Source organism: Geobacter psychrophilus (assembly GCF_056821595.1).
Genome location: NZ_JBXDTU010000004.1, coordinates 1,158,611 through 1,174,188 on the forward strand (window position 1 = coordinate 1,158,611; position 15,578 = coordinate 1,174,188).

Consider the following 15,578-nt stretch of genomic DNA (forward strand, 5'->3'; position numbering starts at 1 on the left):
CGAGTACAGATCCGCCGGAACCAGGCAATTACTGTACATCGTCAGCACCTGTTTCTGACGGTATGCTTTTGAACTGCATGGAGTACAGCTTCTGATACAGACCATCCTGACGCATCAATTCATCATGTGTCCCCTGCTCCACAATCTCACCCTTATCCAGAACCAGTATCCGATCGGCGTTCAGGATTGTAGAGAGGCGGTGCGCGATCACAAAGGTCGTCCTGTTCTGCATCAGGTTATTGAGGGCACTCTGGACCATCTGTTCGCTCTCCGTATCCAGGGCGCTGGTGGCCTCGTCCAGGATCAGGACCGGTGCATTTTTCAGGAGCGCACGGGCGATACAGATCCTCTGGCGCTGCCCCCCGGAAAGGCGCACACCACGATCGCCGATATTCGTTTCGTAGCCTTCCGGCATTTCCGAAATGAAATCATGGGCAAAGGCCGCCTGGGCCGCTTCCTGCACCTCCCTGTCAGAGGCGCCCGGTTTGCCGTAGCGGATGTTGTTGGCCAGCGAGTCGTTGAACAGGGTCGTTTCCTGGTCAACCAGCGCGACCTGCGACATGAGGCTTTCTATCCGGACAGACCGGACATCATGTCCATCAACCTCTACGGCACCTTCCGTGACATCGTAAAAGCGGGGGATGAGCGAAACCAGGGTGGTCTTGCCACCGCCCGACGGGCCGACCAGGGCAACAATATCGCCACGCTGGGCGGAAAGTGTAATATTGCGAAGCACCCAGGCATCTCCAAAACGGAAAGAGACATTGCTGAAAGCCACATTTCCCTGCACCCGCTCCAGGGGATGCGCGTCGGGTGCATCAACGATTTCCGGTTTCTGATCGATCACCTCAAAAACACGTTCAGCGGCCCCCAGACAGCGTTGAAAATCGTTATAGGAGCCATTGAGCTTTTTAATAGGTGAGTACACCAGGGCCATGGCAGTGATAAAGGAGAAGAAGTCGGCCGCCGACATCTGCCCGTTCATGACCTTGTTTCCGCCAAACCAGACCACAGCGGCGATGCCGAGCGACGTGATGAACTCCATGATGGGCGATGACAGGTTGCTGTATTTGATCGACTTCCTCATGAAGGTGTAATAGCCGAGGTTGGTTGCCCTGAATTTTTCGATGGAACTCTGCTCCAGGCTGAAGGCCTTGATCACCTTGATGCCGGAAAAGGTCTCCTGCAGGATGCTGGCGATATCGCCCATTTTCTCCTGACTCTGGCGGGAGATACCCTTGAGCCGTCTGCCGATTTTCTGGGCCGGGTAGACCGTCAGAGGGATGACCAGAATGGAAATGATCGCCAGCTGCCAGTTGCGGTAGAAGATCACACCCAGCAGGGCCGAGGCTGCGATACCGTCGCGAAAAACGCCAACGATGATGCTGATCATGCCTTCCTGCATGACGGTAACATCGTTAAGGACCCGGGACATGAGCGTTCCGGTGGTCTGATTGCCGAAGAAACGCAGCCCCATAAACATATTCCGGCTATAGAGCTGGTTGCGGATATCCTGAACCACCAGCTGGGTGGCCGTCCGCATGAAGAAGTCATTCAGATAACGGCACAGACCCCGCAGCGTGAAGATGGCAACGATGCCAAGCGGCAGGAATTTAAATACGGTCAGGTTGTGGGTCTGGAAGATCTCCTTGAGAAGGGGAGAGATAAAATACGCAAACGCGCCGTCCATGCCGCCGACCGTCATGGAAGCAAGTGCCGCGATTACAATGCGCCACCAATAGGGCTTTGTGTAACGTATTAATCGTTTGAATGTGTTGGTGGTTTCCATGGTATCCTTGATGTGTTTCCCAGCAGCTGCTGTGAAGCTGCGACCACATCCGCCGCAGTGACTGCCTGCATGCAGCGATGATCGGTCGGGCATTCCCGCAATTTACAGGGGGCGCATTCGATATCTTTGCGGACAATAACAGCCTTGTCCGTATAGGGAGCGGTGGTCGTATGGTCGGTAGAGCCAAAGATCGCCACCAGCGGAACTCCGAAGGCAGCCGCAATGTGCATCGGGCCGGAGTCGTTGGTGACAAACAGATGGCAGCGCCTGATCATGGCCATCAACCCGCGCAGAGAGGTGCTGCCGGCCAGGTTAAGGCAGTCGCCGGCCAGGTTTCGTTCGATCTCAGCAGCGATGTCTGTTTCGCCCGGCCCCCCGAAGATAACAACCCGTGCGTTTTTCAGCCTGATGAGCTGTCGGGCAACATCCGCAAATCGGTCCGGATACCAGCGTTTGGCCGAACCGAAGGCGGCGCCGGGATTGATGCCCAGCAGGAAGTCATCGGCCTGTATGCCATGTTCTGCCAGCAATGTTGCTGCGTGATGTTCCTCTGCCGCTGTCGTGGCGAGGAACGGTTCGGCAGCCTGACCGGAGATGCCGAAATGCCTGAGCAACCCGAGATAGTATTCCACTTCGTGGCAGCTGGATGCACGATCTTCAGGACGATAACATCCGGTCAGCAGGAGAGCGCGCCCGTCACTGCTCTTGCCGAGTCTGACCGGAATGCCGGCCAGCCTCGGGACCAGGGCCGAGTCAAAGGAATTCGGCAGTATAATGGCCGCATCAAAGGCCTGCTTCCGTAATTGCGCCGCCAACCGGAACCTGCCCGCTATGCCTTTATGTGTACCGTTGCGATCAAACGTGATCACCCGGTCAACCCAGGGGTGGGGAGAAAAGAGCTGCGAAACCAACGGGTTGGCCAGCAGCCAGATCTCGGCCTGCGGGAAGGATTCCCTGATGGCACCGATAGCAGGCGTGGTCATAACCGCGTCACCAACCCAATTGACGGCACGCACCAGGATGCGCCGGGCACCCATAAGGTCAGGTACGGTCACCTGCCAGCACTCATGGAAGCTTCTCAGCCTGGTCCACCAGCATGACCGGGATATCGTCCTTGACAGGAAATGCCAGGCCGCAGGGCAGACAGAGCAGTTTCTGTTCACCGTCAGCCGAAAGGAGTTCACCTTTGCAGACGGGGCAGGCCAGTATGTTCAAGAGATCGGGCGAAATCATTGTGCGGCACTCTTTCGTCCCTGGCGATCATAGCCGACCGCCTGAGGACAAACTATCCGAAGTGGTGAGTCCAAAGATTTTAAAAGCGGTATAATGCCATAAATTGCGTTACTTTTGAAGTAAATTGCGCAGCAGGGCCGTCAGGGGGGTGGGATCTTCTATCGACAGTTCAAGCCGGGCCAACAGGGTTTTTTCTGACAATTCCGGTGGCAGGGCATTCAATTTGACCCCATCCTTTTCAGTCGTCAGCACCAACTCTGCCCCGGATTTTCTGAATGTATCCATGATTTCATGCAGCGTGGCGCCATCATAAGGCGCATGATCCGGTAACGTGAGTGTTGCAACCAGATCCAGGCCGCATTCGCGCAACCCGTCAAAGAACAGCTCCGGCTCGGCAATCCCGGCAAAGGCCAGCGCCTTTTTGCCGCGCAGCGCATCCAGTCGAATCGGCTCCCCTCCTGACAACGGGATCGCATCACCCAGCAGGTGCCTGGCACAGCAGTGGAGCCTGCCCGGCACAACCGCAGAAACAACGGCAACTGCCGGGCAGCGGGTCCGGACCACCAGGTCGGCTCGCAGGGCGGCACATTTCGGTTCCCGCAGCAGACCGGCCGGCAGTGTCCAGCAATTGCCAAACGGCCGGGCGTAATCCAGCAGCAGGATATTCAGGTCGCGGTGCAGTCGCAGGTGCTGGAAACCGTCGTCCAGCAGAAAAACATCGGGGCTCAGCCGTTCCATAGCCAGCAGGCCGGCGGCACAACGGTCGCTGCCGATAACAACCAGCAGACCGGGAATCGTACTGGCCAGAAGGAACGGCTCGTCGCCACATTCGACCGCTGAAAGGGCAACCGTCGTCCCATTCGAAACGATCTGCACCTGCCCTTCCAGGCTGCCGCCATAACCACGGGAAAGCACAGCCACCCGCAACCCCTGCGCAAGGAGTAATCGGGCGATATACGCAGTAACCGGTGTCTTGCCGGTGCCGCCGACGGTGATGTTGCCGATGGAGATGACCGGCCGCGGCAGTCGCCTGGCATTCAGCACCCCGAACCGGTACAGCCAGGCGCGCAGGCGCTGCAGCAGGGCATAGGCCAGTGATGGCGCCATCAGGAGCGCCTGCATCACCCGGGCACCCGGGCTGCTACGCTTGCCGCTGGCCATTCCCCGCCAGTATGCTGCCGGAGAAACCTTCACAGATACCTGCCGATAATGTCCATATGATACGCGGTAGCGCCGCCGTTATCCCGCATCAGCTTCAGGCCGTTCTGGCCAAGCACGCGCCGCAACTCGGGGCTTGCAACCAATGCGCGGCAGGATTCGGTAAACCCCTCCGGCGTATCTGCCTGTATGCCTGCGCCATACTGCAGCACCAGGCCGGCGATCTCACGAAAATTGGTCATATGGGGACCAAAAACCGTTGCCACCCCTACGGAAGCGGGCTCGAGCAGGTTATGTCCGCCGGTCGGCACCAGGCTTCCACCGACGAAAACTGCATCTGACAGGGCATACAAACCCATCAGTTCACCGACCGTATCCACCAGCAGCACCTCGCCACTGCTGAAGCCGCCGCCGCTGTCCGCATCCAGGGTCGTGCGTCGCTGATAAGCAAACGTTCCGCTTTCCAGCATGTTCGCAACAGCGTCGGCACGTTCGGGATGGCGCGGCACCAATACCAGAAACAGGTCGTCACGGGTGCGCAGCAGCTCTTGATAGGTGTTCAGGACCAGCTCTTCCTCACCGGGGTGCGTGCTCCCGGCAGTGATGACTGTTAACCCTTCAGGGATACCGTAAGACTCCCGCAGGGCAGACTTTTCATCCTCGGAAACCTGTTGAAAGGGTATGTCATACTTGAGGTTGCCGCTCCGTACGGTGCGCTCGGGCGGAGCGCCAATGGCAATGATCCGTTCCCGGTCCGTGTCCGTCTGCATGCAGAGCATGGAGAAGAGCTGCAGCGCATGACGGAAAAACCAGCTGAAGGCCAGGTATCGATTGAAGGAGCGGTCTGAAATACGGCCGTTGGCCAGAATCACGGGAATGCCGCGACTGGCGGCCTCACGGGAGAAATTGGGCCAGATCTCCGTCTCCATGATGATGACGATCTCAGGTTTGATTGTGTTCAGCGCATGGCAAACAGCCGGCAGGAAATCGAACGGAAAGTAGATGCAGAGGTCTTTTTCCGCAAACGAGGCGGCAACCCCCCGACCGGTTTCTGTTGTGTTTGACACCAGGATCGCATGGTCGGGATAACGCGACCGGAGGGCCTTGAGCAACGGCCGGGCGGCGATGGATTCACCCACTGAGACGGCATGCAGCCAGATGACCGGACGGCCGCCTGTTTTGGCAAGTTCCACCGTGGGGATAAAACCAAAGCGCTCGGCAAAGGCCGGCGGCCGGCCGCGACTGACGGAGCGGTAGAGATGGTACAGGATAACCGGGAAGAGTAAAGCAATCGAGAGGATGTTATAGGTCAGATAGAACATGCGTCGGTTTCAGTTTTTTCATTGGCGTAGTCGATTCGATCAAGATCCATAAGATAATAGAGTGCCACTGCGATCAGGTGCACCATCCCCCACGCCCAGAGATTGTCACTCAGGAAGTGCCCCCCCTGGGAAATCCGGGCGATGCTCATCATCACACCAAAGCTGACACCACCAATCAGCCAGAGACGGGCGACTCGAGCGTTCCTGCGTCGATATACGAAATATGGGGCCGTCAGATAAAATGCCGCCGATGAGTGCCCTGAGGGAAAAGAGCGTCCGGCGTGGGCCACCCCTTTCTGCCAGGGATGCAAAAACGCTTTCTTGCCGCCAAACTGGACGATTTCGCGCGGACGAGGTCTCCCCCAGTACTCCTTGAAAACTGAATTGACAACCAGCCCCGGACCAATGGCCAGCAGGATCACGAGAAAAAGTCCGGGCCGGATCCAGTTGCGCCGTTTCTGATACATCATACCGAGAAGGGCAGCACCCAGCCCGCTCAAGCCGACGATAAACGCCGGAATTCTATCTAACTTATACAGGGCATGCCATGGCTGCAGATCCCCGACCGGCCATTTCCCCCCGACACAGAACAGTGACGCCAGCTTCAGGTCGGCACCGCTGAAACCAATCATGATGGTACCCAGAACCAGAATAACAACCGGGATGGCGAAATCTCGAACTTTCGTATTCATATCTGTTCTCCGGCCCGTTTCCAGCGGCGGTGTACCCAGTACCAATCGGCAGGGTGGGCGCAGACAAAGTCTTCGAGATAACGTGACAGTGCCTGAATATCGCGCTGAATACCGGCTTCTGATGTCTCCCCGCAAAGTGTGTACTCGGGATATACCGTTATAACGTGCCGACCGGATTCACGGTGAATGAATACCGGCAGGAGTGGCACCCCTGTTTTGTGGGCGATGATTGCAGGGGCTTTGCTGGCCCAGGCTTTCCGGCCAAGCACATCGATCAATGTCCCATCGTCCGGAAATACAGCCTGATCCACCAACATGCCAACGACACCGTTTTTTTTGATTATGCCTAGAATTGGCCGCAGAGCACCATGTTTGTATATGATTTGATTGTCATAGCGTGTGCGCATCTGCTCGATGACGGTATTTAAAAAGGGATTATTCTGCATGCGCGCAACCCCCGACATACTTTCCCCGAAAATACTTTTGAAGGATAGCGCCATCAATTCCCAATTGCCGCAGTGACCACCTACAAAAATGAGCCCCCGCCTTTTTTCTCTGGCTCTATCGAAATGTTCACGGCCTCTCACTTCAATGGCCTTGATCGTTTTATCACCCTGGCCGTGGTAGAGACGACAGATTTCAATTATGGACATACCCAGGTGATTAAAGGTTTCCCGGGCAATTTCTTCTGCTGTTTCCAGTTCACTTGTCCAGGCCGGATGCTGTTTCATGTACGGGAGGGCCTGGCGAATATTGTCGACGGTAATCCTGCGGCGACCGGTCAGCACTGTAAAGAGGAGCTGTCCGGCCAATCGTCCGGCAGGAAGGATATAACCTGAAGGTACATATGACAACACGCGGGTGATCAGATAAAACAGTGCCGACTGAACAGCCCAGACAATGCGCTTCAAGGGGATTCCATTGCAACAAGAGCCAGTCGTGCCACGTTTTCCGCTGCCCCGCCGCATTTTAACTGCGAGCGCACCGCTGCCAGTTTCTGTTTCATTTCAGTGGCGTACAGCACGTTTCCAATTAATTTTTCTATCTCTGCAGATATTTTTTCCGGACTGGCATCGTCCTGGATCAGCTCTTTAACCACAGTTTCTCCCGCGACAATATTGCACAGGCCGATATGTTCGATCTTTACCAATCGCTTTGCCAGCAGATAGGTAAGAGGCGCAAGTTTGTAAATGATCACCATTGGTGTGCCGATCAGAGCAATTTCAAGGGTAACGGTACCGGAAACCGAGATGACAGCGTCACAGGCCCGGATCAGGTCATGGATCCGCTCGCGGGTGATTTTGGCCGTAATGCCTGAGACCGCGAATTGGGGCAGGATGTCACAATCCTGTAATGTAGAGGCCAGAGGGAGTACGAACTGAACATCAGGAAACTGCTGCTGAATACGTCTGGCTGATGCAATGATTGTCGGCAGAATTCGCTCGATTTCGCTTCGACGGCTGCCGGGAAACAGACCGACAATTTTTCGCGAGGGGTCCAGACCAAAACTTGCGGCGGCATCATCACGATTCATCGTAACCGCCACCAGATCCAGCAGCGGATGCCCGACAAACGTGACCGGCACGCCGGCCTTCTCATACAGAGGGACTTCGAATGGAAAAATCACCGCGATATGGTTGACTCTGGCTGCTATGGTCCTGATTCGTCCGGCTTTCCAGGCCCAGACCTTGGGGCTGATATAATACAGCACCTTCACACCGGCCTTTTTTGCCACTTTTGCCAGGCGCAGGTTAAATCCGGGATAGTCTATCAGGATCAACAGTTCGGGAGGGTCTTCAATCAGGATTTTTTTCAGCGTGTTGAACGCAGACGAGATGACAGCGGCGTGCTTGATTACCTCGACCAGGCCCATGACGGCCATGACGGCCGAATCCACCAGGGCTTCAACGCCCGCCTCCCGCATCCTGGCCCCGGCGATGCCGAAGAAGTGCAGCCCGGGGTCCAGCAGATGTGCCTTTCGTACCAGGTCGGCGCCATAGATATCGCCGGAGGCTTCCCCGGCGACAATCATGACACGCCGGTGGGTGGAGGTGTCACGTGGTGTTGTGTCAGGGCCACCACGCATGGATATCATCCGCGAGTAATTCCCCGCTCTGACCGTTCAATGAAGGCCAGCATATATTCAACTTCCGGGCACCCGCTGATTTCTGCCCTGACCCGTGCAATGGCATCGGGCAGCTTCAGGCCGGCCATGAACAGTGTCTTGTATGCCTTTTTCAATTTCAGGATTGTGTCATCTGAAAATCCGCGGCGTTTGAGACCGACCAGATTGAGGCCGCGCAGCCTGGCATCGCGCTTACCCAGGGTAGCGATCGAGTAGGGCAGGATATCGAGGCTGATCAAGGTTCCGCCACCAATCATGGCATAAGCTCCGATGGTTGTGAACTGATGCACCGCCACCAGACCACCCAGAATGACATTGTCTTCGACGGTGACATGTCCGGCCAGTGTCGCCGCATTTGCCATGACGACCCCGTTGCCGATGCGGCAGTCATGAGCTACGTGGGAATAGGCCATGAACAGGTTGCCGTTGCCGATGGTTGTTTCGCTTAAACCGGTCACCGTCCCGCGATGAATCGTGGCAAACTCGCGAATAATATTGTTGCTGCCTATCCGTGTCCAGCATTCCTCGCCCCGGTATTTCAGGTCCTGGGAAGCAGGACCGACGGAGGCCATATGATATATCTGGTTATTTTCACCAATTTCGGTCCAATCGCCGATCACGGTGTGCGGGCCGACCTTCGTGCCTTTTCCAATAGTGACATGGTTACCGATTACAACATACGGACCAATCTCAACACCGGCGGCCAACTGTGCGCCTTCGTGAATGATCGCGCTTGGATGTATCATGGGTTCTCTCCAGGGCAAGGCATAGTACAATACGTTTTTATCATTTTCGGTACGTTGAAACCAGTTTCAGCGCAGTTCAGGGAGTGCACAATTTCGTTAACGCACGGATCCTGATTCAAAGAGTCACGCAGGCGCATCGGCAAACGTGGCCTTGAGGGCCGCTTCGGTCACCAATGTTTCTCCCACATAGGCCTTGCCATTGACGCCCCAGATTCCGCGGCGGCAGAGGGTGGTTTCAACCTCGATGCGCAGTTGATCTCCGGGGAACACCGGCTTGCGGAATTTGGCACTGTCGATGGACATAAAATAGCTGAGTTTCTTTTTCATTGCATCGTCTGATGCCATATATGCCATGATACCGGCCACTTGCGCCATGGCCTCGATGATCAGCACCCCCGGCATGACCGGGTGCCCGGGAAAATGCCCCTGAAAGAAGGGTTCGTTGATGCTCAGGTTCTTGAGCCCCACGCAGCGTTTGCCCGGTTCAAGCTCAACGATGCGATCGATCATCAGAAACGGATAGCGATGAGGCAGAATGCCCATAATTTGGTTGATATCCATCAACATGCTCTATACCTCGTAGAAATTTAATTCTTCTGCAGTCGTTCTTCGAGAACGGCAAGGCGTTTTTCAAGTGCCGTAACCGTCTTTCTCAGATCCGGCAGTTTAGGCACAACAGCCATTGATTTGAGCCACTCCTTGTGGGGAATGGCCGGGGTGCCGCTGTAACCTGCATTTGCCGGCAGTGAACCGGGAACACCCGACTGGGCCCCGACAACAACGTTGTCACCAATGGTGAGATGACCGGCTACGCCGACCTGCCCTGCCAGGGTGACATGATTGCCGACCTTGCTGCTGCCAGATATGCCCACCTGGGATACAATCATGCAGTCCTCGCCAATCTGGCAGTTGTGGGCAATCTGCACCAGGTTGTCCAGCTTGGTGCCGCGCCTGATAAGGGTGGTCTCCAGGGCGGCACGGTCGATACAGGTATTGGCACCGATTTCGACATCATCTTCCAGAACCACAATGCCAATCTGGGGAATAGGATAGTAACCGCTACCGTCGGGCGCATAGCCGAAACCGTCACTCCCGATGACGGCACCCGGCTGGATGACACAGCGCTTTCCGATGCAACAGCGTTCGCGGATAACAGCATTGGCATGAATGACGGTGTCATCGCCAATTGTGACTCCGGCATAGATGACCGCCCCTGAATAGATGACACAGCCGTCGCCGATGGTCACATTATCCCCGATAACAGCCCCCGGATAAACGGAGATGTCCTCGCCCAGCGAGACCCCGATCCCGACACATGCCTCCGGCATGACACCCAAGGGAGGATGGGACTGGACATAAAAGAGCGTCAGCAGCTTGGCAAAGGCCAGATAGGGATTAGCCACTTCAATGACATTACGGCCGAAACTTTCACCGCCCGGCGCCATCAAGACCGCACCGGCACCGGTATCGGCAACCTTGGAGGCATATTTCGGATTCGCAAGGAAGGTAATCTTGGAAAATCCCGCCGCCTCCAGAGGTGCCAGGCCATCAACCCGGCAGGTCTCATCCCCCCGGACAATCCCGCCCAGATATTCGGCCAGCTCTTTGAGAGTTTTGGTTTGAAGCATAATTGATATCCGCCTATTTTTTCCGACTGGCATTAAACAGTTTCAAGACCTCTTCCGTGACATCAACCTTGTCGTCAGCGAACAGCATCCCTTCGTTCTTGACGAACAGGAATGTAAAGCCGTTCTTGCGGCCGAATTCCTGGATAACCTTTTCCATCCCCTCAAGGATCTTACGGGTAAACTCCTCATCCTTGCCCTGCAGTTCGTCCTGGGCATCCTTGGTGAAGCGCTGGAATTCCTTGAGGCGCTGCTGGTAATCCTTTTCTTTGGAAGCACGGGCAGTTTCGGACAGCAGCATACCCTGCTTCTCCAGATCGTCCTTCAGCTTCTTGATCTCTTCCTGCTTGGAATTGATCTCGTCCTGATATTTCTTGACGCGGGCAGCCAGTTGTTCCTTGGCCTCCTTGCCCGCCTCGGACGAGTTCAGAGCCCGCTGCATGTCGATGTAGCCAAGCTTGACATCGGCTGCAAAGGCCGGGGTTGCCGCGATACAACTTGCCAGAATACCCGCCAGAATAAAACGTCTCATGAATCGATCTCCTTTGTGTGGTTATATTAAATCCATACTGAACATTCAAATGTTGAAAAAGGCTTTCAAACCCGCTGCCCGAAAACAGGATTCAGGCGCTACCTAGAACAGGCTGCCGATGGAAAATTCGAACCGTCCTGTCTTGCTGTCCAGCCCGGAGCGCGGGTTGAACGGGATACCGTACTCAAGTCGTAGTGGTCCGATCGGAGAAGCCCAACGGATGCCGGCACCATAGCTCATCAGTACCGAGCTGAACATCTTGTCCTTTTCTCCGTAGGCATTGCCGTAGTCAAAAAACACCACGCCCTTGACACCTACCTCCGAAAGAAGCGGGAAGGTCAACTCCGTATTGCCGAAGACCTCCTTGTTGCCCCCCAGATAAATCGTATCGAGCGAACTGTTACCGCTTATGTCTTTGTTCAGATCGCGCTTGATTGGTGAAACCGTGCGGGCCTTGTATCCACGCAGCGAGAAAATCCCGCCAAGGTAGAACTTTTCATCAATCGGGACCGTCTTGCCAACGTCCTGAATATAGCCGAGCGTCAGTTTGCTGGAAAAGATCAGTTTTTTATAGAGCGGGTGGAACCAGGTCGTTTCACCAATATAACGGGCATATTTGTTATCACCGCCCAAACCGGCATACTCGGCAGAAATGGAATTGATCATACCGCTGGACGGATCAAGGCGGTAGTCCGTGGTGTTGCGGGTGATGCTGCCGAAAATCGAGCTGGTTGTCGAACCTCCCAGCGGATAATTGGTCGGGTCCTGGAAATTGAGGTTTTGGTAGGCCAGTTGGGGATTATAGATATCCTTGAGTTCATACTTGTACATGAAAAATGTACCGATAAAATCATTGATCGGGTAGCCGGCCTTGATATCACCGCCCATCAGCCGCCGGCTGTAGTCGGTATAATCACGTTCCGAACGGTAAATATCCCCACCCAGCGTCCATTTTGAATCCATAAAGTAAGGATCGGTCACACCCAGCGAGTAGGTCTGGGATTTGCCCCCAATGGAGCCCGACAGATTGGCCTTGAGACCCAGGCCAAGAAAATTGGCCTGCTGGACTGATCCCTGGCCGATAATTCCGTCCAGAGAACTATACCCGCCGCCGATACTGAATGTTCCGGTCGGTTTTTCCTTTACGTTCACATCGATGTTGAGCTTGTTGGCAGTACTCCCTTTGGCCGTGGCAAGGGTGGCCTCCTCAAAGTAGCCGGTATTCATAAGTTGCTGTTTACTGCGCTTCATGCCGGTCGCACTGTACAGCTCGCCCTCATCCACCCTCAATTCGCGGCGGACTACTTTATCCCGGGTTTTTGGGTTGCCGGCAATGTTTATCCGTTCAAAGTAGACCAGATCACCCTTTTCCATATCAAACGTCACATCGACGAGTTTCTTTTCAGTATCTGCCTTGGTAAGCGGGTTAACATTCGCAAAGGCATAGCCCTTATCAGCGTACACATCCGTCAGGGTGAATATATCCGTGCGGAGGATTGCCCGACTGAACAGTTCGCCCGGTTCGCTTTTGAGTTTCTTTTTCAGGTCCGCAGCCGGTTCAAGCAATTCTCCCTTGAAACCGATGTCACCCAGACGAAACTGGTCGCCCTCAGTGATGCCGATATACGCCTCAAGGGCGTCCTTCGCATCAGCCAGCTTCACAACCGGCTCCCCCACCTTGACATTGATGAACCCGTTGTTCATGTAAAAGTCGGCTATCAGGGCCGTATCATTTTTCAGCACCTCTTCCTTATAGGTTCCGGCGTTGGTCAACCAGGAGAGAAACCATTTTTCCTTCGTCTCCATGACGCCACGCAGTTTGCGGTTGCTGAATGTTTTATTACCGTCAAAGTGAATGGTGCGTATAAGTATTTTATTGCCCTCGGCAATCTTGAACGTCACAGCCAGGTCTGTTGAGGAGTTCTTGACCACAACCGGTTCAACCTCGGCCAGATAATACCCATCGTCTCCATACAGCTTCTTGATCTTGACAACACTCTTGGCCAGATCCTTGGTGGAAAAAATTGAATTTTGCTTGAATTCGAGGGCCTCTTTCAACTTTTCGGTGGTCAGCTCCTTATTGCCCTCAAATACGATCGAGCGCACAATCGGCTTTTCATATACCGCATACACCAGTACAGTCCCTTTTTCGGACTCCTCCGTAGCAGCCTGCACATCCTGAAAGTGCCCCAATTTGTAGATAGCGCGGATGTCGTTGTCAGTCTTGTCATTTGCAAGGATATCGCCGGCTTTCATCTTGACAACATTCAGAATGGCGGCCTTTTCGATACGCTTGTTGCCTTTGACGACAACTTCCACGATCTTTTCACCTTCTGCACGCGCACTACCGGCACAGAACAGCTGCAATACAATAACCGTAACAAGTGATACGAATGAAATGGGCACTCTTCCCCCGAACTTAATAGAATTTATTCCAGCTTCCCGTCTACCAGACGAACGGTCCGCCCCATGGCAGCGGCCAGGCGTTCATTATGAGTCACGACAACAAGCGTCAAACCTTTTTTCTGCTGCAGATCCGCCAGAACGGCATGCACCCCTTCGCTGGTCTTCATATCAAGGTTTCCGGTCGGCTCGTCTGCCAGAAGCAGAGCAGGTGACAGGACCAGAGCGCGTGCGATAGCCACCCGCTGCTGTTCGCCACCCGACAGCTCACCCGGCCGATGAATCATGCGGTGGGCCAGCCCCACATCCGTCAACAACTCCTCGGCCATGAAGCGGGCCTCGACCTTTGGTACTCGGGCAATCAGAGCCGGCATCATGACGTTTTCAAGGGCCGTGAACTCGGATAGCAGGTGATGAAACTGAAAAACAAAGCCGATGCTCCTGTTGCGGAAGCTGGCCAATTCACTGTCGCTCTGTGCAAAAATATCATCACCGCGAAACAGCACCGTGCCGGATGTCGGCCGGTCCAGGGCACCCAGCAGGTGAAGCAGCGTACTCTTGCCGGCCCCCGATGCCCCGACCAGCGCGGTCGTGGTCGCTGCTTCCAGCTTCATGCTTATGCCGGACAGCACCTCAACCCGGTTTTTCCCGATTTCGTACGTCTTGCAGAGCGCACGCATTTCCAGCAGATCACTCATAACGCAATGCCTCGGCCGGGAGCATGCGCGATGCCTGCCAGGCCGGGTACAGCGTGGCGACAAACGAAATAAACACTGCCGTGACGGAAATCAGCACGACATCTGAAGGCACAACCAGCGAAGGAAAACGATCCAGGTAGTAGATGTCCTTGCTGAAGAAGTTCTGGCCGGTGACCTTCTGGATCAGGGCAATGATCGGCTCCAGATTGAGGGCGACCAGGAGACCGGAGGCAACGCCCAACACTGTCCCGATGACGCCGATGACCAGGCCTTCCAGCACGAATATTTTCATGATGCTGCCGCCGGTTGCGCCCATCGACTTCAGAATGGCGATGTCCCGGTTTTTCTCCATCACAACCATGAACAGCGTTGAGGCGATGCCGAAGGCAGCCACCAGCACAATCAGGGTCAGGATGATGAACATCACGACCTTCTCGGTTTTAAGGGCGAAGAGGATGTTGCGATTCATCTGCATCCAGTCGCGGGCGTAATAATCGGCACCCATTGTCCGGTTGATGCCGCGGGCCAGCTCTCCCGTGTGATAGACGTCTTCAACCTTGAGCTGGATGCCGGTCACGGTATCGCCAAGATCGAAAAACGACTGTGCCTGTCCGAGGCTGACATAGGCCAGCGTCGAGTCGTACTCGAACATGCCGGTATTGAAGATCCCGGCGACGCGAAACGGCTTCATCTTCGGCATCATGCCCAGCGGGGTAATGTTTCCCATAGGGGAAATGACATTGACTTTGTCACCCACAAACAGGTTGAGGTGCTTGGCCAGCTCCTTGCCCAGCAGCAGGCCGGGAAGTGCATCGCTCCCCTCTGCCATCCTTGGCTCGAGCCGGTCGACGGTACCTTCAACAACCGATTTGCTCAAACGGGTTACCAGCCGGTCTGTCGCAACGTCTATGCCACGCAATACCACACCGGACACATTTTTGCCGGAAGATAACATAACCTGATTGTAAATAAAAGGTGTGGCTGCAGTCACACCCTTGAACCCCTTCAATTTTTCCATGACCTGCTGGTAATCCTCCATGGGGGCGCCATTGCGGACGACAACCACATGGGCATTCGTTCCCAGGATCTTTTCCTTGAGATCCTCTTCAAAACCGGTCATGACGGCCAGCACGATAATCAGCGCCATGACACCCAGCATAACCCCGGCAGTGGAAATAAAGGTGATAATGGAGATAAAGGTAGACTTGCGCTTGGCTTTCAGGTAGCGCAGACCGATGATCAGTTCAAATGGCAT

The 15,578-nt window shown here is 55.0% G+C and carries 15 protein-coding genes; all 15 read right to left on the reverse strand.

Going from position 1 to position 15,578, the window contains the following annotated elements; all coding sequences use genetic code 11:
• Nucleotides 1-28: 28 nt before the first annotated feature.
• Nucleotides 29-1,789, reverse strand: coding sequence for a lipid A export permease/ATP-binding protein MsbA (gene msbA, locus ACOCF6_RS07700; RefSeq protein WP_482459804.1), 1,761 nt, complete (start codon nt 1,787-1,789; stop codon nt 29-31).
• Nucleotides 1,759-2,844, reverse strand: coding sequence for a lipopolysaccharide heptosyltransferase II (gene waaF, locus ACOCF6_RS07705; RefSeq protein WP_482459805.1), 1,086 nt, complete (start codon nt 2,842-2,844; stop codon nt 1,759-1,761). Before waaF ends, msbA begins: the two co-directional genes overlap by 31 nt.
• Nucleotides 2,845-2,854: 10 nt before the next feature.
• Nucleotides 2,855-3,022 (reverse strand): Trm112 family protein, encoded by a 168-nt coding sequence (locus ACOCF6_RS07710; RefSeq protein ID WP_482459806.1) that lies wholly within the window; start codon nt 3,020-3,022, stop codon nt 2,855-2,857.
• A gap of 108 nt (nt 3,023-3,130) precedes the next feature.
• Entirely contained in the window at nt 3,131-4,183 is a 1,053-nt protein-coding gene (lpxK, locus tag ACOCF6_RS07715) for a tetraacyldisaccharide 4'-kinase (protein WP_482463294.1), read from the reverse strand.
• A 29-nt stretch (nt 4,184-4,212) separates the two neighbouring features.
• The gene (locus tag ACOCF6_RS07720) at nt 4,213-5,502 is read right to left on the reverse strand and encodes a 3-deoxy-D-manno-octulosonic acid transferase (protein WP_482459807.1); all 1,290 of its coding nucleotides are present in this window, start codon (nt 5,500-5,502) and stop codon (nt 4,213-4,215) included.
• Nucleotides 5,490-6,194, reverse strand: coding sequence for a phosphatase PAP2 family protein (locus ACOCF6_RS07725; protein ID WP_482459808.1), 705 nt, complete (start codon nt 6,192-6,194; stop codon nt 5,490-5,492). Before ACOCF6_RS07725 ends, ACOCF6_RS07720 begins: the two co-directional genes overlap by 13 nt.
• Nucleotides 6,191-7,105, reverse strand: coding sequence for a lysophospholipid acyltransferase family protein (locus ACOCF6_RS07730; protein WP_482459809.1), 915 nt, complete (start codon nt 7,103-7,105; stop codon nt 6,191-6,193). The genes ACOCF6_RS07725 and ACOCF6_RS07730 overlap by 4 nt, the downstream gene beginning before the upstream one ends.
• On the reverse strand, nt 7,102-8,280 hold the full coding sequence (gene lpxB / locus ACOCF6_RS07735; protein ID WP_482459810.1) for a lipid-A-disaccharide synthase: 1,179 nt from the start codon (nt 8,278-8,280) through the stop codon (nt 7,102-7,104). Before lpxB ends, ACOCF6_RS07730 begins: the two co-directional genes overlap by 4 nt.
• Before the next feature lie 5 nt (nt 8,281-8,285).
• The gene (gene lpxA / locus ACOCF6_RS07740) at nt 8,286-9,065 is read right to left on the reverse strand and encodes an acyl-ACP--UDP-N-acetylglucosamine O-acyltransferase (RefSeq protein WP_482459811.1); all 780 of its coding nucleotides are present in this window, start codon (nt 9,063-9,065) and stop codon (nt 8,286-8,288) included.
• A gap of 123 nt (nt 9,066-9,188) precedes the next feature.
• The gene (gene fabZ, locus ACOCF6_RS07745; RefSeq protein WP_482459812.1) at nt 9,189-9,632 is read right to left on the reverse strand and encodes a 3-hydroxyacyl-ACP dehydratase FabZ; all 444 of its coding nucleotides are present in this window, start codon (nt 9,630-9,632) and stop codon (nt 9,189-9,191) included.
• Between the two features lie 20 nt (nt 9,633-9,652).
• Nucleotides 9,653-10,693, reverse strand: a complete 1,041-nt coding sequence (lpxD, locus tag ACOCF6_RS07750; RefSeq protein ID WP_482459813.1) for a UDP-3-O-(3-hydroxymyristoyl)glucosamine N-acyltransferase — start codon at nt 10,691-10,693, stop codon at nt 9,653-9,655.
• A gap of 13 nt (nt 10,694-10,706) precedes the next feature.
• On the reverse strand, nt 10,707-11,222 hold the full coding sequence (locus tag ACOCF6_RS07755) for an OmpH/Skp family outer membrane protein (protein WP_482459814.1): 516 nt from the start codon (nt 11,220-11,222) through the stop codon (nt 10,707-10,709).
• A 102-nt stretch (nt 11,223-11,324) separates the two neighbouring features.
• Nucleotides 11,325-13,628, reverse strand: a complete 2,304-nt coding sequence (gene bamA / locus ACOCF6_RS07760) for an outer membrane protein assembly factor BamA (protein ID WP_482459815.1) — start codon at nt 13,626-13,628, stop codon at nt 11,325-11,327.
• Nucleotides 13,629-13,651: 23 nt separating this feature from the next.
• A complete protein-coding gene (locus tag ACOCF6_RS07765) occupies nt 13,652-14,323 on the reverse strand; it encodes an ABC transporter ATP-binding protein (RefSeq protein ID WP_482459816.1) in 672 nt (223 codons plus the stop codon).
• The gene (locus ACOCF6_RS07770; protein WP_482459817.1) at nt 14,316-15,578 is read right to left on the reverse strand and encodes a lipoprotein-releasing ABC transporter permease subunit; all 1,263 of its coding nucleotides are present in this window, start codon (nt 15,576-15,578) and stop codon (nt 14,316-14,318) included. The genes ACOCF6_RS07765 and ACOCF6_RS07770 overlap by 8 nt, the downstream gene beginning before the upstream one ends.

Bases quoted from the DNA above. Each gene is read 5' to 3' on its own strand.
- ACOCF6_RS07725 (WP_482459808.1), bottom strand. From the start codon at position 6,194: ATGAATACGAAAGTTCGAGATTTCGCCATCCCGGTTGTTATTCTGGTT.
- lpxK (WP_482463294.1), bottom strand. From the start codon at position 4,183: ATGGCCAGCGGCAAGCGTAGCAGCCCGGGTGCCCGGGTGATGCAGGCG.
- lpxA (WP_482459811.1), bottom strand. From the start codon at position 9,065: ATGATACATCCAAGCGCGATCATTCACGAAGGCGCACAGTTGGCCGCC.
- ACOCF6_RS07765 (WP_482459816.1), bottom strand. From the start codon at position 14,323: ATGAGTGATCTGCTGGAAATGCGTGCGCTCTGCAAGACGTACGAAATC.
- ACOCF6_RS07770 (WP_482459817.1), bottom strand. From the start codon at position 15,578: ATGCCATTTGAACTGATCATCGGTCTGCGCTACCTGAAAGCCAAGCGC.
- ACOCF6_RS07720 (WP_482459807.1), bottom strand. From the start codon at position 5,502: ATGTTCTATCTGACCTATAACATCCTCTCGATTGCTTTACTCTTCCCG.
- fabZ (WP_482459812.1), bottom strand. From the start codon at position 9,632: ATGTTGATGGATATCAACCAAATTATGGGCATTCTGCCTCATCGCTAT.
- lpxB (WP_482459810.1), bottom strand. From the start codon at position 8,280: ATGCGTGGTGGCCCTGACACAACACCACGTGACACCTCCACCCACCGG.
- ACOCF6_RS07710 (WP_482459806.1), bottom strand. From the start codon at position 3,022: ATGATTTCGCCCGATCTCTTGAACATACTGGCCTGCCCCGTCTGCAAA.
- msbA (WP_482459804.1), bottom strand. From the start codon at position 1,789: ATGGAAACCACCAACACATTCAAACGATTAATACGTTACACAAAGCCC.
- ACOCF6_RS07755 (WP_482459814.1), bottom strand. From the start codon at position 11,222: ATGAGACGTTTTATTCTGGCGGGTATTCTGGCAAGTTGTATCGCGGCA.
- lpxD (WP_482459813.1), bottom strand. From the start codon at position 10,693: ATGCTTCAAACCAAAACTCTCAAAGAGCTGGCCGAATATCTGGGCGGG.